This is a genomic window from Priestia sp. HNGD-A6 (assembly GCF_045784335.1).
In the GTDB taxonomy this organism is placed as follows: Bacteria; Bacillota; Bacilli; order Bacillales; family Bacillaceae_H; genus Priestia; species Priestia zanthoxyli.
This window is the reverse complement of the sequence record NZ_CP138621.1, coordinates 4495995-4515624: the sequence shown is the minus strand read 5'-3', so window position 1 is coordinate 4515624 and position 19630 is coordinate 4495995. Positions and strand designations below refer to the sequence as shown.

Genomic DNA, 19630 nt, shown 5'->3' with positions numbered 1-19630 from the left:
TTCACCCCTCTAGTATTTCTTTAAAACTTATGTGGTTAGATAACGGCTGCTCTTCCACTTTTTTGAGCAGTTTGCGCCCCTTTTGATTTAATTGATAAAATTTTGCTCCGTCTTCTTGCCAGCTGCTCGTCAATACACCTTTTAGCTCTAGTCGATGCAGGATGATATATAAAGACCCTTCGTTTTCTTTAAAATTTAAAATTCCTCGGCTTTGCAGTAAGCTGACTAACTCATAGCCCGTTTTCTCCTGCACAAGCAGCTGCATCATAGCAAGCAGAATTCCTTCTTCGTTATGAGTCTCTTGCTTTATTTTTTCTCGAATACTTTTCTTATGTTTTTCTGTAAATGTTAGCTGAGCAAATACTTCACGATTCATTGTTTTTCTAAGATTTTTAAGACGTTTATCCATGACTCATTCCTCCAGCATTTCTTTTAAAAGTGATTTTGCACGCCTCAGTCTCGTTTTTACTGTATTCGTTCCGGTTTTGGTTAAGAGCGCAATGTCTTTAATTAACAATTCTTCATAGTAAAAGAGGTAAATCACTTCTTTATATTTGGTAGGCAGCTTCATAACGGCTGACATCAGCTCGTGATCTTCTTCGTGTTGAATAACAGCTTCCTCTATGTTTTCTTTTTCACTGATATGATTTGGAAAATAGTCTGTCGCCGGTATGATGTTTTTGTTGTACCAGCTTTTTAAAAAGTCTTTACAGTGGTTAATTGCGATTTGCCATAACCACGTCCGAAACTTGGATCTACCGCTGTACTTGTAAAGATTTTTGTAGCATTTAATAAAAATCTCCTGCGTCAAATCCTCCGCAACTGCTACGCTGTTTACATATGAGTAAGCTAGCTGCAAGATTTCCTGTCCATATCGATCCATAATTTCATCTATCACTAGTTCTTTGTCTTGTACGTGTATCCATTCTACGGTTAGTTCTTTCACTTCTGCCTCTCCTTTCTTGTTCTTAGACGAAGCGTTTTATAAAAAGGTTTTTATATTTTCATTTTTATTTTCTAGATAATTGCATGTACATAAAAAAAGATTCTCTACACGAGAACCTTTTGTTGTACCTCTTATGTATGTGCTATGAAAAAAGATTGCCGATGAAGATAATTAATCCTGTTACTAGGATTAATCCACCGCTAATTATTACTGTCAAAATACTTCTCAGAGCCGATACCCAATTGTTTATTCCAAAGAACCCTGCGATACCAATACAAAATAGAATAATTGCTAAACAAAGATTGATATTCAATAACGCTGGATAATAAAAAGCGATGAAAAAGAAACCAACGCATAGTAGCGTAAAGATAAATGACCAGAAATTAATAATTCGCGCCATCTCACTACCCTCCTCTACCTTTAAAAGTTCCACGTTTAAACACATTCGGAATTGAGTTATTTCAAATCTGTTTTTAAACGCTGCAAGAAAAAATCACACACTTCCATTTGAATACACTGCTTCTTTAAACTGTACAATAAATATTCTAGTTCAAATTCCTGATAAAAGATTTTAGCAACAACCGATTTTAATTCCTCTAAATTTGGTTGTTCTGACGCATATAGTTTATCGAACGGAAGATTAAATTGAGAGAACAGCTGATCATTTTGATACCATTCGAAAATTTCTTCACCTTTTATTCGGCAGCTAAACACACCTAGTATCTTCAAGAATGCCTTCACTTGATTTTCTTCAAATTCATGATCAATCACAAACATAAAAAAAGGATGTTCCTCTGCGTTAATCATGTGCTTCATGAGACTCATTTGATATTTTAATAGCTTCACTTCTTTTACGACATCCAACTTCTTCCCATCTTTCTTTAAAAAATGATCCTACTATACTCTGTGAATTTTACCATAATCTAGTAGTGTCGATAAACCGTTTATAGAAAATTACTTTGTAATGAATGGAATAATAAGGTATATTGTTATAAATGGTAATAATTTCATAAACCGAAAGCGAGGATACATATGGGCCTGTTACTAATTGCGGTTATTATCACGCTATCCATCATTTTAGATTACTTTATTTTTGACTATGACGATAAGCACTGGGGCTGGTTGAAGAAAGCTTCTACACCCGTTAGAAGAAGTGTTATTGGCTGTTACTTGCTTATGTCGTTTGTTATTTATTTTGGTTTGAGCCTTCCGTATATTAAGCCTTTTTTATAAATATTAGTCTGCCTAAACTGGTTAGCCTATAACTCTTATCTAAAGGTTACAGGCTAATCCCCTCATTTCACCACCACTACAAATTGTTTGTCTTCAAATTTGAACATTTCCCCTAATTCATAGATATACTTCTTTTTGTCTAATTTATAATACTTTCCAAAATACAGCGTTTTTAAGTTAATACTCCTATCTAGACTTAAATCTTTTTCATCCGCTTCATCACCGTCTAAGCATGAATATAATTCCATGTGACAGCCCTCTATCAGCTGTTCTTCAATATAAGTAAACAGCTCTCTTATTGATTTAGAATGTGCATCACAAGATAATTCGTAGATATATGGCAAGGTGAATACGTGCTTGATGTCGCTATACCCGTCGGTTAAACGATTAACACTAATACCGTACGCATCTTCTTCTTTTTCATAGATTGTAATTAGCTTCTCCCTCTTTTGATTTCTATTAAAAAGAGAAACTTCAGGTAAAGGCACCAGCGTTTCTTTTGTGCCAAAACTTCCTGTAGGCAATTCATAAGGAGATCCTATATAGTGATGTATCGTCATATTCGTCACTTCTCTTTCTCTTTGCTTATGTAAAATACTATTATTCTATCAATCTTATTAAGATCGGATACAAATAAAAGGAAAATATGTATAATAAAACCAGGAGGTGACAGCATGAAGAAACTACTGCCTTTTCTATTTTTAGCCGCTCTCTATTTGTATGACTCTTCATACAATCATACTGCTTTTTTACATAAACCGTTTGTTTCAGCGTTTTTATATGCAGCAGCTATTTTAGTCTGTGCGCTATTATTTGTAAATGTAAAAAAAGATCGAGCTGTTTAAGCAAGGAGATTACTATGAGCTATAAAATTGTATTTTTTGACGTGGACGGAACTCTTACTCATCACGAAAACGGGACTATTTCCTCCAAAACTCGAGAGATTGTAAAAAGTTTAAAGCACAAAGGATTAAAAATCGTAGCCGCTACCGGAAGGCCTTTATCTCTCTGTGAAGAAATTAGAGAATTAGGTATAGATACGCTCATTACCGCAAACGGAGCGTTTACTGTACACGATGAAAAAGTTATTCATAAGCTGTCCATGGATAAGGACGTTGCGCGCGAAGTCTTTGAATACGCAGCCTCCCAAAATCACGGTCTTTCATTTTACACAAAAGAGCTCAGCGTGAACGGTGTCAAAGATGACAACATTTTAAAAGCACTAAAGGAAACATTATCGCTCAGTGGTTATCCTCAAATGAATGAGCGTATTTATGATGAAGATATTTATTTAATGTGCTTGTATGCCAATGAGGAAACCGCCGAGCACTATGCACAGCGATTTCCTCAGTTACTATTTAAAAGATGGCACCCTTTTGTCGTAAGTGTGCTTCAAGAAGAAATCACAAAATCGGTAGCTATCCTGAAGGTCTTAGACTATTTTAACATCCATCAATCTGAGGCCATCGCATTTGGAGACGGAGAAAATGATATTGATATGCTAGAATTAGCCGGCCTTGGAATTGCGATGGGCAACGGATCTGATAAGTTAAAAAGCGCCGCTGATTTTGTAACGAAGAAATCGGGTGAAGACGGTATTGAATTTGCTCTTAAAAAGTTTAAAGTTCTATAAAAAATCAGCATGCTTGGATAACTCTATCTAAGCATGCTCTTTTACCTCCATAAATTCTTCGGGGTGTAAAGCCTCGGATTGAATGACAATGGCCGCCATGCCTTCTTCACTTCCCGACATATGCCATTCTCCTTTTTCCCACAGTGCCGCTTCTCCGCTTTTAATTGAAATTCGTTTTTGGTCCTCTCCTGTTACCCACCCTTCACCTTCGACGACGATAAAGAGCTGAGTTATAGGCGCTTCGTGATATCCTACCGTTCCTTCTCCTTCTATATACATATAACCAATCGTAGCTGCTTTATTTGTTTGTGTTATTTTTACATAAGTAGCTAAATGCGACTGATATTTTTCTACTTTTTTGCCATGTTCTTTACTGAATTTGTAGATTTTCAATGTGCGTGACCTCTTTATTCGTTAATTTCGAATTCAACCCACCGATTACATATTTTGTTTATTTTTCTCCAAACGTTCTTCGACTATTTTCTTAAACGCATGTGGATCATCTACACGAATGGCGACCTGCTGGTATTTCTTTTTAATTCCCATAAAAAGCGTCGCCTCTACTGGAGATTTTAATGTTAGTAAAAGATCAGGATGAACGGTTTCAAAATCGCGTGCGATAAATTCAATCGTGGTGCTGGGTATTTTTTGTTTCAGGATGTGAGTGTCTTCTATTATTTCTTCAATATCTTTAAAAGAGATTTCCATACGCTTAGCTAAACCAAACGAAATGTATATGCGATCCTCTTCCACTCGTAAAGGGTTAAGCCTTAATGCTTGAATATCTCCTATAAAGAAAATAATGCTATAAATATTAAGGATCAGTAAAACGATTGAAAGAATTATAGACGTATTGTGCAGCAGCCAGTGAAGTCCTAATGTTTCAATAACAATCGCGTGAATAATCATAATTTGAAATGTGATAAAACTTGAGCGTTTATACAGAGTAAACGTATTCTCTTCAGTACTCGGCTGCTTCTTCCACGTTCCAAACGCATAGTAAAACATCAGCATTTCTGAACACAGTACGTGTATAAACGGTTGTTTGGAGAACTTTTCGTTTACAGCCCGCGAAAAGGAAAATAACAGCGGTAAAGAGCTTGATTTGATCCTTCTTAAAATAGGCGGTACGTTTTTGACTAGCATAAATAGCAGTGAAAGTTCAAACAAAATAAGTAGTCCTTCTATGCCAGCTCCTAGCCACATAACCGACTGAAAAGAAGCCAAGTATTCACTCGGAATGATAAAACGCGCAGCAATAAGGCCTGTAGCCATTAATACAATAAAGTATTTTAGACTGAACTTACGCTGCCAAGCTAGAAATAAGAGCGGAGCCACAAGGCTTAAGTCTAAAATAGAACCTACTACTACTCCGTTGAAATTACCAGGCAACGACTGAAGTCCAAAAGAAGAATGATATAACACGTAATTTGAACTTATTACTAACAGCAGTAAAAAAAGAGCGACCAGAGACACCGTTTTTTTATGAAGAACCAAATAACCCACCTCACTTTTAGTTGGTGAAACACAAAGATTCCTGTTACTTCCATTTTACCAATGGAGTTGATTTAAGTCACTTTGTAGCGTGACATTGTGTTATAAAATCCATTTAAAGATATCCACTCTTCTATAGCGATTCTTCTATACAAATAATTTACAATGTAAAAAGAGTTTGACATTTATGGAACTGATGCTACAATAATAAATGTAAAATACTTTTTACATTTATTATAAGGAGGAGTAAGAATGGATTGGGTTAAAATTGTGTATTCATTCATCCTGTTAGTTTGCGGAATTTTGATTTTTGTTTCATCATCTTCTCGAAAAGGTGATGAAAGAAAAAAGTTTATCAGTACGAAGGCTCAATCATACGCATTTGTGGTAGTTATAGGTATGCTGATTTTAGAAGTTATAGAGTCCATTTACCGGACTTTTCAAGGAAAAAGTTCTTATGATGGCATTGGCATTTCGCCGCTAATATTTCTAACGATGATTTCAGTTATATATTTGATAACCTTTCTTACCTACAGAAAAAAATACGGTGATTAAATGAAAGCTCACAAGTAAGAAATAAAGAAATTGAGCTCATATTTTCTGGTGAAACGATAAATATAACCTCACTTTATAATTAGCCTCTAGATGACACCGGACAGTAAATGAGCTTGTTATAAGTGCTTTTTTAAAAAGTAATAACTAGACCTCCTACTGAGGTTTTTTTTATGCACTCTTAAAATAAAACATCTCCCTTAACTAAACTCAGGAGATGATATTATAAACGGTGAGTTCATTAGCGTTTTCTCACTCTCTATTCTGTTTCTCAAGTAAATCAATGATTCTATCATTTTGCTTAACGATTGTTTTTAGCTTTGCTTCTAATGAACACAAAGTAATAAAAACGGCTATAAATCCTATAACGCCATAAAACATAACGGCTTCTCCCTTGTTGCAAAATAATCAGCCATATACGTCTTACATCTCAAAAAAGCTATGTCTTTCCACTTTACACACTCTAAGCGAAAACGTTTGATACCATTCTGTTTTTCCTTTGTGCTGGGCTGCGCGGTGAGCTGAATGTTCTTTCCACATTTTGATTGATTCTAAAGAGTCCCAGTACGAAACGGTAATGCCTAAATCTTGATCTCTGGCACTTTCTATTCCTAAAAAGCCTTTTTGTTTAGATGCAAGCTCCACCATTTTATCTGCCATTATTCCATAACCCTTCTCGCCTTCTGTTCTTTCAGAAGCAAAAATAACGGCATAATAAGGCGGTTCGGGGGTTTTAGCAATTCCACTCATATTGATTTCCTCCTTTAGACGTCATATTAATAGTAAAAAAGTATAAATGCATAATTAATTTTTCTATTACCTTTATCTTCTTTTAGTACTATTTTTATAAATTCCATTATAATACTTTTTTAAGTTTACCTATACAAAATGTAACATTTAATAGTATATAAACATAAATATTCCATTTATATGATATAGTCTTTATAAGTAAGTAATAAACAAAGAGAAATGGAGTTTCAACATGAGGAACATAAGTAAGATAACAACTGGGACCATTACGATAGCTTTGGCGCTTGGATTAATGGGGTGCAGTCACACAACTTCAAACAATGAGAGCATAGATGAAACCGAAGCAAAAAAAGAGCTGGCCATAGAGCTGAAATTTCTGCAAAACGAGTCCGAACGCTTAATTAATAATGACGGAAAGATAGAAGATAAAACGTTTCAAAGCTACAAAAATGATTTTAACCTGCTGTCTGCGTCTATTAATAGTACGTCAAAAGTAGAAACACAAAGTGATAGCGAGCTAAAAAAAAGCATAGCCCACTTAGCAAAAGACGTAGATACTTTAACAGAAAAAGAGTATGTAACATCCTATAAAAAATTCAATTCAAGCAAGACGATCTATGAAGTTACGCTCATGAACAATATGCATGACGTTATAGATGCAACAAAAACTTCGGAAGAAAGCAGTAACGTGTTAGACTCATTTGATGATAAACACTTTCATTCTTCCGAAGCACAAATAAAAAAAGATATGGGGCCTGCGATTAATCATATCAACACCGCATCTAAATATAAAATAGAGCTCATGCAAGACGAAATCCAAAAGCACCGCGATAGTTTCACCAAGCTCCAGCTCGAGCAATTAAAAAAAGCCACTCATAATTTTGATTTGTCTCTTAACGATCAAATTAAATCAATTCAATCCTATAAACCTATAAGTGGAGATTATAATATAAGCAGAAACTTTCGCTATAATTCCTATGATAAATATACAAATGCCTGTGTGTACATTACTGACTTTGAATCTAATTTAGGAATTGCCAAGGCCGGTGATTTTTAAGAAAGCACTAATGCTCAAGATGATAATTTTTCAAAAAAGTCTCCCTAAAAGCAATGTTTTAGGGAGACTTTTTACTGTATCCATTACAAGTACTAATTCTTTATATCTTCTAACGCTCTATAAGCATTTGCTTCTCCTGAACCAAATAAAGCGTCGTGTCCTTTTTTTCCGTAGTCAACAGCTGTTTGCTTAATACGTGCTGTTACTTGAGCGGGTTTATACTCAGGATGAGCTGCTTTAAGAACTCCTGCAATTCCAGCTACTTGAGGAGTTGCCATGGAAGTACCGGCGTTTAACTCATAGGAAGTCCCTAAATAAGTCGGCCATGTACTTAGGATTAAATTGTTTGGATCAGCTGTTGCAGGATCATTAGTTTTTGCATATTTCTCTCCGAAATCTCCTCCTGGAGCCGCCACGTCAATGGCGCTGTTTCCATAATTAGAGTAGAAAGCAAGCTGCTGAGTCGACCATTTTGTGGAAGCCGAAACATTAATTACTCCTGGCATTTGCGCCGGTACGACAGTTGCTGGCCCTTTGACACTTATACCATATGGTTCATACAAGGTATTTAAAAAGTCGTTTACTTCCTTTTTATTATCTAAATTTAAACTTTCGTTTCCACTACCGGCTACGACCGTTACGCCATTTTTCACGGCATACTGAATGGCTCTTTTCCAAAGCAGTGTTTCCGCAATTGATTTATAGCTTTCTCCTTCAATAGTCATCTTGTTATTATTATAGAAACGAAGAGACATATTAATCACATCGACTTTATCATTGGTTGCGGCAATAATTCCGTCTATAATCCAAGCAGGCATTCCAAGAGCTTGCTCTGAATACAGTACGCGATAAGAACGTATTCCAAGTTCTGGTCCTACTCCTTTTACTTTTCCATTCGCTCCAATGATCCCAGCAACATGCGTACCGTGTCCATTGCGATCTTTTATATCTGCGGGATCTCCAGTTTCAGATTCGTCCATTCCAGCCGGAACAAGATTACGTCCACCTAGTATATTATTTTTTAAATCAGGATGAGATGCATCAATACCCGTATCAATTACTCCCACCACTGCTTTATGAGTTGTACTACCGTCTTTATTTTTATATCCGCCTGTTTCTACATCATAAGATTTTCCGCCATTTGTCACTCGTTGAATATCCCACTGAGAGTCCCAATAATTATCTACATTCTGTGAACTGATAATATTAGACTGATAGTTATAAGGACTACCTGATGTTTTGTCCAAGCTTAGAGGAATTTCTCTATTAGCAGCTTCGATCGAAGAATTCCCTTTTAAATTATTAAGAAAAGAAGCCTGTTCAGATTGAGCTTCTATCCCTCCTACTTCAGGAAGCGCTTTAGTCACTTTGCCACCAGCTTTTTGAATAATCTCTTGATAGTTGTCTGGCAATCCATTTTTAAAAGCGATTGTGTATGTGTTACTTACCTTTTGATCTTGACTCTTAGCTTGAGTAGGAACTCCGCCAACAGCAAATATTCCTGCTCCTACTGCCAGTGAAAGCACCGTATGTAGAATTTTCTTTTGCATATGTCTCCTCCTATATATGGAAATATTTATCATATACTATCTTATTACATACTCTTTTAAATTCCAAGTTTTTCTAATAGATTAAGATTATTCAAAATAAAACTGTGGTTATATTTCACAAATAATAACCAAAATAAGGGTTTTAAGAGAGCTTTATAGCTTATTTATAGCGTAAGGAAACCTTATTGTTTGATACATCAACTAATAAAGAGTAAAGTTTTTCTATAATAAAGGTTAAAAGCGAAAGGATGAGTAACATGTTTAAAGACGGTTATGTAAAAGTAAATGATGTAAATCTTCATTATGTAACAAAAGGTGAAGGCGAGCTTATGCTGTTTTTACACGGATTCCCTTACTTTTGGTACACGTGGCACCATCAGTTGGAAGAGTTTTCCAAAGATTATCGCGTGGTAGCTGTAGATATGCGAGGCTATAACTTATCAGATAAGCCAGAAGAAATTTCTTCTTACAGCATGCCTCTTCTCATGGAAGATGTAAAACAGTTAATTGAAGCATTTGGTGAAAAAGAGTGTGTGTTAGTAGCACACGATTGGGGCGGCGCTGTAGCATGGGCATTTGCTTATACGTATCCGCAGTATGTCAAAAAGTTAGTGATGTTCGATGCACCGCATCCTTATACATTTATAAGAGAGCTTGCTGAAAACCCTGCTCAACGAGAAGCAAGCAGCTATATGAGCTTTTTCCAACAGCCAAATTCTCAAGATGAGCTACTCGCAAATAATAGTGAAAAGCTAAGAAACATGCTGACGGAGCCTGGCATCAAAAAAGGCTATTTAACAAAAGAAGAAGAAGCTAAATACGTAGAGGCGTGGAATCAGCCGAATGCGATGAAATCCATGCTTAACTACTACCGTGCGTCTTCTCTTTATCCGTTTGAAGAGCGCGTTCATAAACCTGTTGCCCTTCCGCATAAAGTATTTCACTCTCCGACTTTAATTGTATGGGGAAATGCAGATGAAGCGTTTGAAAACAGTAATTTAGATGGAATTGAAGAGTACGTTCCAAACGTAACGATTCACCGCTTAGACGGTGTAGGGCATGCTCCTCAGCATGAGCAGCCAGAAAAAGTGAATAAATTTATGAGAGAGTTTTTAAGCAAATAAACGAGAGAAAGACTGCAGAATACGGTATACCGCCGTTTTGCAGTCTTTTTTTAAATGCTAAAAGCTGATTTCATCTATTTTTTACATGATTGGTTTATTTTTCAACGTTTTAACAAGTGCATACCGGGTATAAATTTTACTGTACAGATGCAGTCCCCCCAAAGGAACATGTACATTTCTTTCTTACTTACCCTTTTTGGAACTCTCTTTTTTGAGGGTTCTTCTTTATGCGTTTACTTCTTTCCCATCGGAAGAACAATCTTAAATAATGCCCCTCCCGTCTCTTTATTATCGGCTGTGATGCTTCCTCCGTGATTTTTCACAATAGAATGAGCAATATAAAGACCTAGCCCCAAGTTTCCGTGGCCGCTTGTTCTCGACGCATCTTCTCTGTAAAACTTTTTAAACACCTGCTCTTTGTTCGATAACGCAAAGCCGGGACCCGTATCATGTATTTCAAAGATTACTTCGTTATGATGAATGACGGTATTCCACCCTATCTCCCCTCGTTCAGGCGTGTAGCGAATACAGTTTGTAATGATATTATCTAGCACTTGAGAAATACGCTGAGGATCTCCGTAAAATTGACTTAATGCTTCTGCTTCACTAACCGAAGGTAAAAAGGCAATCTCTTTTTTTTGACATAAAAGCTGAAACTCGTCTGCTTTCTCGTGAACAAATGAGATTATATCGATTAGCTCTCTCTTTACGGTAAAGCCCGGATTTTCTATGACAGATACTTCTTGCAGCTGATTTAACAGTTGAATCGAACGCTGTGTATTTGTGTAAATCGTATGTAAATATCGATTAAGCCTCTCCGGGTCTCTTTTGCTTCCTTCTACTAAAATTTCCGTATGTCCATGAATAATCGTAAGAGGCGTTCGTAAATCATGCGCAATCGCAGCCGTCATATCTTTGCGGTCTTCTTCTAGCTGCCACTGCTTAGCTAACGATTGCTTTAATTCTTTTCGCATTTCTTCAAAGGCATGAAGCAGCTGACTTAATTCTTTGGCGTCTTGAGTGACGGACAGCGAAAAATCTAAATTATTATGCTGAATATTTTTAGCTGCGGTCATCAGCTCATTAAAAGGCCGTTCAATTTTTTTGCTAAATCGTCTTCCAAACAAATAAGCAAACAAATAAAAGTAAAGAAACGGGCTGGCTAGCGATACAAATGTGACAAGCGCAACGATCCATTTAATATTCGGATTAGCAGAGGCCATATTTAATTGATACCGTAGCGCAATCGCCCCGTTTACTTCGTCTTTTGAATTAAAAAGCGGATAAACTTTTATAATGTATTTACCTGAGCGGATATTGGTATTGACCTGAGAGTAAAAATCCCGTTTATTTTTTATGTATGAAGTGGACATGGATCCATATACGATTTGCCCTTTTTTATTTATAATTTGATAATCCATTCCTTCTAGCGGAATAACCGATTCTACTTGATTTTTAGCATCTCTTGAAAGGAGCGCATCTTCTTTTTCTTTTACGAACTGAAGAATATCAGGAATTTGTTTTTCATAATAATTTGCGGGATTCAGTGCTCCAGGCATAAGAAACCAGTTTACTGCAATCACAATGCCCCACGTTAAAAGCGTCGCAAGGAGGCTGTACAGTAAGATTAAATGAAACGATAACACAAACTGCGCTTTTAATGTTGCTCGGTTCATCCATTTTTTTATTTTACCCATTTGTAGCCAATTCCCCAAACGGTTGAGATGTAAGGCGTTTCGTCATATTTTAATAGTTTTGCTCTAATTTTCTTTACGTGTTCCGTAATCGTAGACGAATCTCCTTCCGCGTCGTAGCCCCAAACTTTTTCATAAAGCTGCTCGCGTGTAAAAACCTGACCTGGATGAAGAGCCAGAAAATGAATAATCTCAAATTCTCTTGAAGTAAACGGAATTGCTTCATTGCTATGTAAAATTTGATAGCCGTTTAAATCAATGGTTAACTCTCCAAAATGAAGCCTGTTATAGGAGTTACTGTTAATTCTCTGCTCTCGGCGCAGATGGGCATAAATGCGGGCTTTTAGTTCCTTCATGCTAAAAGGCTTAACTAAATAATCATCTCCACCCACTAATAGTCCTTTTACCCGGTCCTGCTCCGTTTGTTTCGCGCTTAAAAAGATAATGGGGCACGATATGCTTTTTCGGATCATTTCACAAAGTGCAAAGCCGTCCATGCCTGGCATCATCACATCCAGCACAATTAAGTCTGGATTTATTTTTAACTTTGTTAACGCTTCTTGCCCTTCGTAAGCAAACACCACCTCATATCCTTCATCTTGGAGCGCATCTTTCATAAATGAAATAATGTCTTTTTCGTCGTCCACTAGTAAAATTGTTTGCTTCATCTCCATCTCACCCTACCCATTCCTTCTTTTTCCATACGAATAGGTTTATTATAAGGCTAATAAGCAAAATTGGAAATAATAGGTTCACTAAAAATTCAGAGTTTGGCCTGCTTAATTCATGAAAAACAGAATCGGTTACGGAGAAAAAGAAGCTTAGTTTATCTGACACATACACACTTCCAATTAAAGCACCAATGGTTGCGACGTAAGATAAAATGGAATTAGGCATAAGAACACTCAGGATACTCCCGATACTAATAACCGCTATAAAGATGCAAAAACAAATGCCGTAAAATTTCAACGAATATAGTAACGCCCCTAAAGTCCCTAGCGTATGTCCGCCTAAAAACGTCGTTTCATTTACATGAGGCATAACCATTCTTCCAAGACATGTCCCCACTACCCACGTAATACAAAGAATAATAAAAACTAGTAAACATTGAACTGCCCACTTTACAAAAAACAGCTTCAAACGATGATGCGGCCGAATTAATACCATACGTAGCGCTCCGGACGTGTACTCGCCGTTAAAACTATCTGCCACAAACATAGGAATAACAATAAACGTAATCACAAACGATAGGTCTCGAAGAAGCAGTGGTGCTGAATTTAAAGAATCAATTTTTACGTCATGAGCCGCATCAAAAAATGAAATGCCTCCCCTTTGAAAGAAAAAGAACCAAATAAAAGCAAGTAATCCTATGTACACACCTAGTACCACTGCTGTCTTTTTCCGTTTAAACGTTCGCTCTAATTCACTGATAAAAAGTCCTGTCATCATGTCTTCTCTCCTTTTATAGAAACGATTCTTTTTTTCGAATAGCTACATATGTTAAACCGCCAAAAAATAAAATATAAAAACCTAAAACGCCGAAATTCCAGCCTACAAACTGCGGTTTCTCTGCCATCATGACTGTGATCCCCTGCCATTGAATCATCGGTATGGAAGTGAAAAACAGCTGTCCAAAAAACTCTTCACTCATCCACTGCCTAAATCCTCTTAGTAAAGTCGGATACGAAAACGAGATTAGTATAAAAGCAACCCCAATTCCAACAGCTGTAGTGGTCGTTTTACTAATAACAGAGATAAAAAACAGCACACAGCATATTGCAATCGTCGTTAAATAGGCATATCCATAGAATGCAAGATTATATACTAGCGCTTCTTTTATGTTAAAAGTATGACTGTGATAAAATACAAAGTAGCTTTGCGGGTGTTCAAACATTAGAAAGCCTATCGCATAGCTCACACAGAAATACGTGATAAAAAACAGTAAATTAAACAGCAAAATCACTGCGGCCTTTGCGATGATAATTTCTTTAAACGAATACGAGCGGATCATGACCATTCGCAGCTGTCCTGACCGGTACTCTTCAGTAACCACGAGCGTAATAAAAACTAAGAACATGGCATTAAAAACTGTAAATAACATTTCGGCTAAGCTCAGCACAGGAAAGTTTCCCGCAAACGTATACTGTGGTAAATCGACTGTGAGTGCTCCATTTTGTTTTTGGAGATAAGAAGAAGCAACTAACAGCACCACCGGCACTAACAAAAAGGTCAGCCAGGCCACTTTTCGTTTCCAAAGTCTTTCCCACTCCGCTACTAACAGCTCCTTCATTGCGACACCAGCTCTACAAACGCATCTTCAAGATTTTTACCGGATGCTAACTGATCTAAAGCGCCGTCCCACATTAGCTCTCCTTCTCTCATCACCACAATTTGATCACATACTCGCTGTAATTCATCCAGTAAATGACTAGAGATTAGAATCGTTTTGTTATAGTCACGTTTTAAGGTAAAAAGCAGCTCGCGCAGTTCACGTACGCCCATTGGATCTAAGCCGTTGGCTGGCTCATCTAGTATTAATAAGTCCGGGTCGCCTAGGAGTGCTTGAGCAATACCGAGCCTTTGCTTCATCCCAAGAGAATACGTTCGAACTTTATCATTTTCTCTGCCGGTTAATCCCACAATATCAAACACTTCTTTCACTCTTTGCTGCCTTTCTTGCTTTGTTGAAAATGGATGCAATCGAGCTAAATTTGTCAGGTTTTCTTTTCCCGTCATATAAGGAAAAAAGATGGGCGACTCCACAATTGCACCAACGCTTTGCAGCGCTTCTTTTCTTTGTGAAACAATAGGTTTATTAGTAATAAAAACTTCTCCCCCAGTTGGCTTAATCAACCCCGTCAATAAACGAATTAACGTCGTTTTACCAGCTCCGTTTGGCCCTAACAGTCCGCATATTTCTCCTTCCCCAATTTGAAACGATACTTCTTTAACTAAGTGACGACGTCTCACTTTTTTTGAAACGCTCTTTACCTCTAAAATAATATTTTTCATCTTAAATCCCCCCTACACGTAGTATAGGAGGGATTTATAAAGAATTTATAAAGTTTATAAAAATTATCCTACAGGTTTTTTGGCAATGATAAATGCAACAGTCGCAAACAACAGTAAACATACGGATAAAAACAAATAGCCAGCGCCTTCAAACCCTCTTACTTCTACATAGCCAATATAAACAAACACAGCGGCAGCCATAACGGTTAGCATTGAAGGAAGCATTCTAATGACCTTGTTCCATTTCATTTTTCTGAACAGCCAAGTTAACATGAGTATAAGTACACCTGGCAGCAGGGCAATCAGTAAAGGACCGCCTATCATCATACCTATCAACCTCTCTAAATCCTAATCATTCACCTATAATAAAAATAATAAACTTACGGCTCAGAAATTCCATTTGCAATCGCTAATAAAAAAATCAAGCTAGAAAGCAACACAAAAAAGATGCTGTTTGTGATAATGCTAAACCACACGACGCTCGGCTTATTTGTTCGAACTCCTAAAACTAACGCCACAATAAAGCCAATATCTATCGCAAAAAACAGCCACAGCAGAGTGGTCAAATCACCGGTTTCACTTGGAAAAATTGAATTTTGGGGAAGCAGCCGATTTGCAAAAAATACAACAAACGCAGCTGCCAGCAAAATAACGGTTAATAAAATCGGCTTATTTTCTTTGGAAACACTCATTTCAAATACCCTCCTAACTAAAGAAAATAATACCATATAGTACTAAATTGAAATATACAAATTATAAATTCTCAACACCAGAAAGAAAAAGAGGACATAGATTTTATCTACGTCCTCTTTTTTTATTCATCTGGTACATATTCTAAAATGTCACCTGGCTGACAATCTAGCACTGCACAAATGGCTTCCAACGTAGTAAAACGTATGGCCTTCGCTTTTTCAGTTTTTAAGATAGAGAGGTTGCTTTTAGTAATCCCTACTCGATCTGCTAGTTCATTTAAAGATATTTTTCTTTTGGCCATCATGACATCTAAATTGACTCTAATCATCTCTGACCTCCTATATAGTAAGTTCATTTTCTTGGGCAATTGCAACTGCTTTTTTAAAGAAGGCCCCTAAAAGAAGAATAAAAACAGCTGCTATAAACAGAATACCATCTATTGAGTATGAAATAGTAATAGTTCCATGTTTGACATTTAATAAAGGAGCTAACTTAGCTGCTATAAAAAACTTGGGAACTCCAGCTGCAAACGATCCTATTAAAAAGATAATACCTGTTGCAAAAATGGCTTTTGTGTTACTTGAAACAAAGATAATTCCCTTAGCTGCATTTTTAAATAATACTTTAAAATTCCAAAGCATTGCAATCGATAGAAAACAAGAAATCAATAAGGCCAGAACCCAAATTTGGACTAATTTTGTATCGGGACTTTCATTCAGCTTAATATCAAACAATCCTTTTCCTAATGATAAATTAAAAGATGAGTTCTGTAAGATTGAGTCGTCAAAATGAAGATAAATAACCAGCATGCCCATAATACCTGCTACAAAAATATTAAACCAAAATAACGTGTTGACCAGATAAAAAAGAATTCGATAACCATTTGTTCGTTTCATGTAAACATCCTCCATAACTGTTGTTAGGATTAATTTACCATGTATATATAAGGAAATCAACAATTATTTATCGAAAAACAATAATTTTTATATCTTTTTTAATAAATAATAGTCGTTTTAGATAAAAAATAAGAAGTTCTATTGTAATTATATATGGATATATAAAGCTAATTTATATAAGCGATGATCTTAGACATCGCTCATTCTAAATACTCTTCCGCTAAAGAAGGATTTAAATAACGAGCCATTCCGGTTTTCATTTTCCGAAATCCTGCTTTTCTATAAAACTCTTCATTACCTGCTGTAGAAACAAGATGAACGCAGGAAATATCGTCAAGCTGAGCAAGCAAATTTTTTATAACTTTCTGTCCAATTCCTTTGTTTTGATAATGCTCATCAACCACAACATCATAAATCGCAGCATTAAACACACCGTCTGAAAGAGCTCTGCCAAACCCTGCTATGTTATCTTCATCATAAGCAATCGTTACTACGTTGCTTGATTGAAATACTTTTTTAATTTTTTCTTCATTATGGTTCGTCCATCCTACCGAGTGATAAATTTCTTTCATTCTCGACCACTCAACATTTTCTATAGAATTTGAAAAAGAAACCTTCATAGAATCTACTCCTTTTGTTTTTTTATAAACTATTTCTTTTTTCAAAAGCAAAAGTCCTTGGCAGATCATTACGAGTATGTGTATACGATAAAAAATATCATACATGTCAGTAATGATGTATAAACGTTAACTTCTATATTTAATCGCAAAAAAGGTACAAATCATCTGCGATTTGAACCTAAAACAACTATGCTCATTTACTTAATAATTATTATATGAAAAAGCCGTCTTTTTTAGTGACTGTATCACTGAAGGTATTTAGGGTTTGGTTTAGAACCGTGATTAATTTCTTCAAATATATCTGAAGAAGGGTTAGACGATACCTCGTTATGTAAATCTTGCGAAGGTCCATTTGTTTGAGAAAAGGATGACATATATACATTCATTAACTGTTTAAAGTCACCTACAGTCAAAGACTTTGCATCTTCTTGAAGTTCGTACCCTAGCTGTCCATTTGGTTCAATTGTTGCGGTTTTAACATCTTTTATAGTTGATATGCCTGCATTTCGTAATCTCATTTCTAATTGATCGGCGGTTAAACGTAATTTTTTAAGCTGCTTAGTATCTAATTGACCATCATTTACAACGATTTTAGACTTACCTGTCAGAAATTTTTCAAACCCATTAAATTTTAATTGTAAATACTCTAAAACTAAAATAGCAAGAACAAAGATAGCTGCGCCGCCAATCGCTTTTAACATACTTTTTTCAACAATGGGCTGCACGATGATGGTACCTAGAGAAAGCATAACGACCGTTTGAGCGAGCGTCATTTGAGCAATCGATTTTCTCCCCGCTATTCTTAGTAATAATATTCCCGATAAAATCAAGATTACAGATTGCCAGATAAAATTCATACTATCATCCTTTTTATTACCGTTTGCTTTTAGAGTAGGCAACTGAAAGTAAATTATTCATGTATCAAAAATTCCGTTTGCACTTCTCATATCTTAATAAGATTAAAAAACAAAAAGATACCCCTCAGGTATCTTTTTGTTTTGATATTTTTTCTCTGAGTAACACTTACACCGATTGATCAATACAGCGGATTAACCTTGTTTCAATATCTTCTGCCAGTCGTTGAAGCTCTTCATTATGAAGCATATTAATCATTGCCGTAGGTCTAGGCATGCCAATCTTTGTTTCACTTCCATCTTGATATACAACCATTTTACAAGGCAGAAAGTATCCTACTAAAAGGTTTTGCGAAAGAACACGCTGAGCTTCTTTCGGATTGCACACTTCTAATACTGTAAACGGTGTATGAAAGTCCTGCCCTTTTTCCTGTAGCTTTGCAGTTAAATCAAAATTCCACAACACACCGAACCCTTCGCTTTTTAAGTTTTCTTCTAGAGAACTAATCGCTTCTTCTAAGCTTTTCGATGTTTTTACCGTGTAATCAAACATCAAATCTCCTCCTGTTAAATTAAAATGATTTCCTTTTTTAGACGAAACTCGGAGTCGATACTATTCTGCCCCATCCTGTAGCTTTAAACCTGATATCAACGGCAGCAGCCCCAAGTAAAATTACATTGCATGTTTTACACCTTTTTTAACAAGTACCCAGTTCGCTGGATAGCTTGTACAAAAGCCAATAATCATGGCGATTTGCATCATGAACCAAAAGACCGCGCTGTCTGGTTTGGGTGCCTGTGTAAAAAAGACATAATGTGATAAAGCCATCCAGCCAAACATGCCGATTTCAAAGGCAATAAGGGACCACGTATCCGCTTTTAACGCGTTTTTCAACTCTTCTTTTGAGCTATTATCTTTCATACTCATGCCGTAGTATTGAAAAGCAATTCCCGCTATATAAGCGAGAATAAATTCCGCTACGTAATCCGCAAAAAGTACGCTTCCGGCAATCGTCCAGCCTGTTAAAAATACAATCGGTGCACCAATTAAATCTCCAATCGAGCACCCGCTGCTGCAGTGCGTAGTCGATACAAAAACACTTTGCCAAAAAGGCTTTTCACTATGATGGTGCTCGTGATGATCACCCTCATGAGCATCATGGGTATGATCAGAGGAATGATGAGCATGATCGTGTTTTTTTCGATCTTTACGCCCTAATTTAAAGTAAAACCATATCCCGGCGACAGGAAAATATAGCCCCGTAATAGGCCACACAATATTCATCACAAACATCATCTGCGGATGCCTGATCACGTCGATTGTAATAACTAAAAATTGAATAATTCCGATTGCAATAGCGATATAAGAAAGTATTTCTAGCCAGCTCATGTGCTACACTCCTTTAAGATTTATCTATCAACCACATACCCTCCACCCCTATATTTAAACGTAAAAAGAGAGACTGCTCATTACTTAATAAGTTTTACAGTACTCTTATGTTTATTATGTTTACTAAACTAA

General features: G+C 36.3%; 28 protein-coding genes. 6 read left to right on the top strand and 22 right to left on the bottom strand.

Features of this window, described 5'->3' with window-relative positions; translation table 11 throughout:
* Position 1 precedes the first annotated feature (1 nt).
* From SCI76_RS23255 to SCI76_RS23240, 4 genes are all read right to left on the bottom strand, one after another.
* Positions 2-409 carry a PadR family transcriptional regulator gene (locus SCI76_RS23255; RefSeq protein ID WP_048019483.1) on the bottom strand — a complete coding sequence of 136 codons (408 nt, stop codon included), beginning with the start codon at positions 407-409 and terminating at the stop codon, positions 2-4.
* Between the two features lie 3 nt (positions 410-412).
* Positions 413-946, bottom strand: a complete 534-nt coding sequence (locus tag SCI76_RS23250) for a sigma-70 family RNA polymerase sigma factor (protein ID WP_048019482.1) — start codon at positions 944-946, stop codon at positions 413-415.
* 142 nt (positions 947-1088) lie between these two features.
* On the bottom strand, positions 1089-1346 hold the full coding sequence (locus tag SCI76_RS23245) for a hypothetical protein (protein WP_048019481.1): 258 nt from the start codon (positions 1344-1346) through the stop codon (positions 1089-1091).
* A 56-nt stretch (positions 1347-1402) separates the two neighbouring features.
* On the bottom strand, positions 1403-1810 hold the full coding sequence (locus tag SCI76_RS23240) for a DUF1878 family protein (protein WP_048019480.1): 408 nt from the start codon (positions 1808-1810) through the stop codon (positions 1403-1405).
* Between the two features lie 168 nt (positions 1811-1978).
* Here SCI76_RS23240 and SCI76_RS23235 point away from each other — a divergent pair, with 168 nt between their 5' ends.
* A complete protein-coding gene (locus tag SCI76_RS23235) occupies positions 1979-2179 on the top strand; it encodes a hypothetical protein (RefSeq protein ID WP_048019479.1) in 201 nt (66 codons plus the stop codon).
* Between the two features lie 62 nt (positions 2180-2241).
* Here the strand turns inward: SCI76_RS23235 and SCI76_RS23230 are convergent, their stop codons facing one another.
* Positions 2242-2739, bottom strand: coding sequence for a hypothetical protein (locus tag SCI76_RS23230; protein WP_048019478.1), 498 nt, complete (start codon positions 2737-2739; stop codon positions 2242-2244).
* A gap of 114 nt (positions 2740-2853) precedes the next feature.
* Between SCI76_RS23230 and SCI76_RS23225 the strand changes: the two genes are divergently transcribed.
* Together SCI76_RS23225 and SCI76_RS23220 are read left to right on the top strand one after the other, a co-directional pair.
* Entirely contained in the window at positions 2854-3024 is a 171-nt protein-coding gene (locus SCI76_RS23225) for a hypothetical protein (protein ID WP_176544808.1), read from the top strand.
* Positions 3025-3038: 14 nt separating this feature from the next.
* A complete protein-coding gene (locus SCI76_RS23220; protein ID WP_048019477.1) occupies positions 3039-3812 on the top strand; it encodes a Cof-type HAD-IIB family hydrolase in 774 nt (257 codons plus the stop codon).
* Between the two features lie 27 nt (positions 3813-3839).
* Here the strand turns inward: SCI76_RS23220 and SCI76_RS23215 are convergent, their stop codons facing one another.
* Together SCI76_RS23215 and SCI76_RS23210 are read right to left on the bottom strand one after the other, a co-directional pair.
* Positions 3840-4205 carry a cupin domain-containing protein gene (locus SCI76_RS23215; protein ID WP_048019476.1) on the bottom strand — a complete coding sequence of 122 codons (366 nt, stop codon included), beginning with the start codon at positions 4203-4205 and terminating at the stop codon, positions 3840-3842.
* Positions 4206-4250: 45 nt separating this feature from the next.
* A complete protein-coding gene (locus SCI76_RS23210; protein ID WP_275210966.1) occupies positions 4251-5309 on the bottom strand; it encodes a beta-carotene 15,15'-monooxygenase in 1059 nt (352 codons plus the stop codon).
* A 249-nt stretch (positions 5310-5558) separates the two neighbouring features.
* Here SCI76_RS23210 and SCI76_RS23205 point away from each other — a divergent pair, with 249 nt between their 5' ends.
* On the top strand, positions 5559-5861 hold the full coding sequence (locus SCI76_RS23205) for a hypothetical protein (protein WP_028414656.1): 303 nt from the start codon (positions 5559-5561) through the stop codon (positions 5859-5861).
* Between the two features lie 420 nt (positions 5862-6281).
* Here SCI76_RS23205 and SCI76_RS23200 read toward each other — a convergent pair whose 3' ends face one another.
* Complete coding sequence (locus tag SCI76_RS23200) at positions 6282-6608, bottom strand: antibiotic biosynthesis monooxygenase (RefSeq protein WP_048019474.1); 327 nt, start codon at positions 6606-6608, stop codon at positions 6282-6284.
* 232 nt (positions 6609-6840) lie between these two features.
* On the opposite strand from SCI76_RS23200, the gene SCI76_RS23195 reads away from it, so the two are divergent.
* Complete coding sequence (locus tag SCI76_RS23195) at positions 6841-7665, top strand: hypothetical protein (protein ID WP_394553924.1); 825 nt, start codon at positions 6841-6843, stop codon at positions 7663-7665.
* Positions 7666-7757: 92 nt separating this feature from the next.
* On the opposite strand, the gene SCI76_RS23190 is transcribed toward SCI76_RS23195, so the two are convergent.
* Positions 7758-9215: a S8 family serine peptidase gene (locus SCI76_RS23190; RefSeq protein ID WP_048019472.1), complete on the bottom strand. Its 1458-nt coding sequence runs from the start codon at positions 9213-9215 to the stop codon at positions 7758-7760.
* 257 nt (positions 9216-9472) lie between these two features.
* On the opposite strand from SCI76_RS23190, the gene SCI76_RS23185 reads away from it, so the two are divergent.
* Positions 9473-10339: an alpha/beta fold hydrolase gene (locus tag SCI76_RS23185; RefSeq protein ID WP_407544472.1), complete on the top strand. Its 867-nt coding sequence runs from the start codon at positions 9473-9475 to the stop codon at positions 10337-10339.
* A 233-nt stretch (positions 10340-10572) separates the two neighbouring features.
* Here SCI76_RS23185 and SCI76_RS23180 read toward each other — a convergent pair whose 3' ends face one another.
* From SCI76_RS23180 to SCI76_RS23120, 13 genes are all read right to left on the bottom strand, one after another.
* A complete protein-coding gene (locus tag SCI76_RS23180; RefSeq protein ID WP_221832394.1) occupies positions 10573-12036 on the bottom strand; it encodes a HAMP domain-containing sensor histidine kinase in 1464 nt (487 codons plus the stop codon).
* Complete coding sequence (locus SCI76_RS23175) at positions 12024-12701, bottom strand: response regulator transcription factor (RefSeq protein ID WP_063247461.1); 678 nt, start codon at positions 12699-12701, stop codon at positions 12024-12026. The genes SCI76_RS23180 and SCI76_RS23175 overlap by 13 nt, the downstream gene beginning before the upstream one ends.
* A 7-nt stretch (positions 12702-12708) precedes the next feature.
* Entirely contained in the window at positions 12709-13482 is a 774-nt protein-coding gene (locus tag SCI76_RS23170) for an ABC transporter permease (protein WP_048019469.1), read from the bottom strand.
* 13 nt (positions 13483-13495) lie between these two features.
* Complete coding sequence (locus SCI76_RS23165; RefSeq protein WP_048019468.1) at positions 13496-14323, bottom strand: ABC transporter permease; 828 nt, start codon at positions 14321-14323, stop codon at positions 13496-13498.
* The gene (locus tag SCI76_RS23160; RefSeq protein ID WP_407544469.1) at positions 14320-15045 is read right to left on the bottom strand and encodes an ABC transporter ATP-binding protein; all 726 of its coding nucleotides are present in this window, start codon (positions 15043-15045) and stop codon (positions 14320-14322) included. The genes SCI76_RS23165 and SCI76_RS23160 overlap by 4 nt, the downstream gene beginning before the upstream one ends.
* A 63-nt stretch (positions 15046-15108) precedes the next feature.
* Positions 15109-15372 (bottom strand): YesK family protein, encoded by a 264-nt coding sequence (locus SCI76_RS23155; protein ID WP_063247463.1) that lies wholly within the window; start codon positions 15370-15372, stop codon positions 15109-15111.
* Positions 15373-15425: 53 nt separating this feature from the next.
* A complete protein-coding gene (locus SCI76_RS23150; RefSeq protein ID WP_048019465.1) occupies positions 15426-15737 on the bottom strand; it encodes a hypothetical protein in 312 nt (103 codons plus the stop codon).
* A 122-nt stretch (positions 15738-15859) separates the two neighbouring features.
* A complete protein-coding gene (locus tag SCI76_RS23145; protein ID WP_048019464.1) occupies positions 15860-16066 on the bottom strand; it encodes a helix-turn-helix transcriptional regulator in 207 nt (68 codons plus the stop codon).
* Between the two features lie 10 nt (positions 16067-16076).
* Positions 16077-16634: a DUF2975 domain-containing protein gene (locus SCI76_RS23140; RefSeq protein ID WP_048019463.1), complete on the bottom strand. Its 558-nt coding sequence runs from the start codon at positions 16632-16634 to the stop codon at positions 16077-16079.
* Between the two features lie 200 nt (positions 16635-16834).
* Positions 16835-17254, bottom strand: coding sequence for a GNAT family N-acetyltransferase (locus tag SCI76_RS23135; RefSeq protein ID WP_048019462.1), 420 nt, complete (start codon positions 17252-17254; stop codon positions 16835-16837).
* Positions 17255-17499: 245 nt separating this feature from the next.
* Positions 17500-18111, bottom strand: a complete 612-nt coding sequence (locus SCI76_RS23130) for a DUF421 domain-containing protein (RefSeq protein WP_048019461.1) — start codon at positions 18109-18111, stop codon at positions 17500-17502.
* A 166-nt stretch (positions 18112-18277) separates the two neighbouring features.
* On the bottom strand, positions 18278-18661 hold the full coding sequence (locus SCI76_RS23125) for a DUF302 domain-containing protein (protein WP_028409477.1): 384 nt from the start codon (positions 18659-18661) through the stop codon (positions 18278-18280).
* 120 nt (positions 18662-18781) lie between these two features.
* Positions 18782-19498, bottom strand: a complete 717-nt coding sequence (locus SCI76_RS23120; RefSeq protein ID WP_048019460.1) for a DUF4396 domain-containing protein — start codon at positions 19496-19498, stop codon at positions 18782-18784.
* Between the last annotated feature and the right edge of the window lie 132 nt (positions 19499-19630).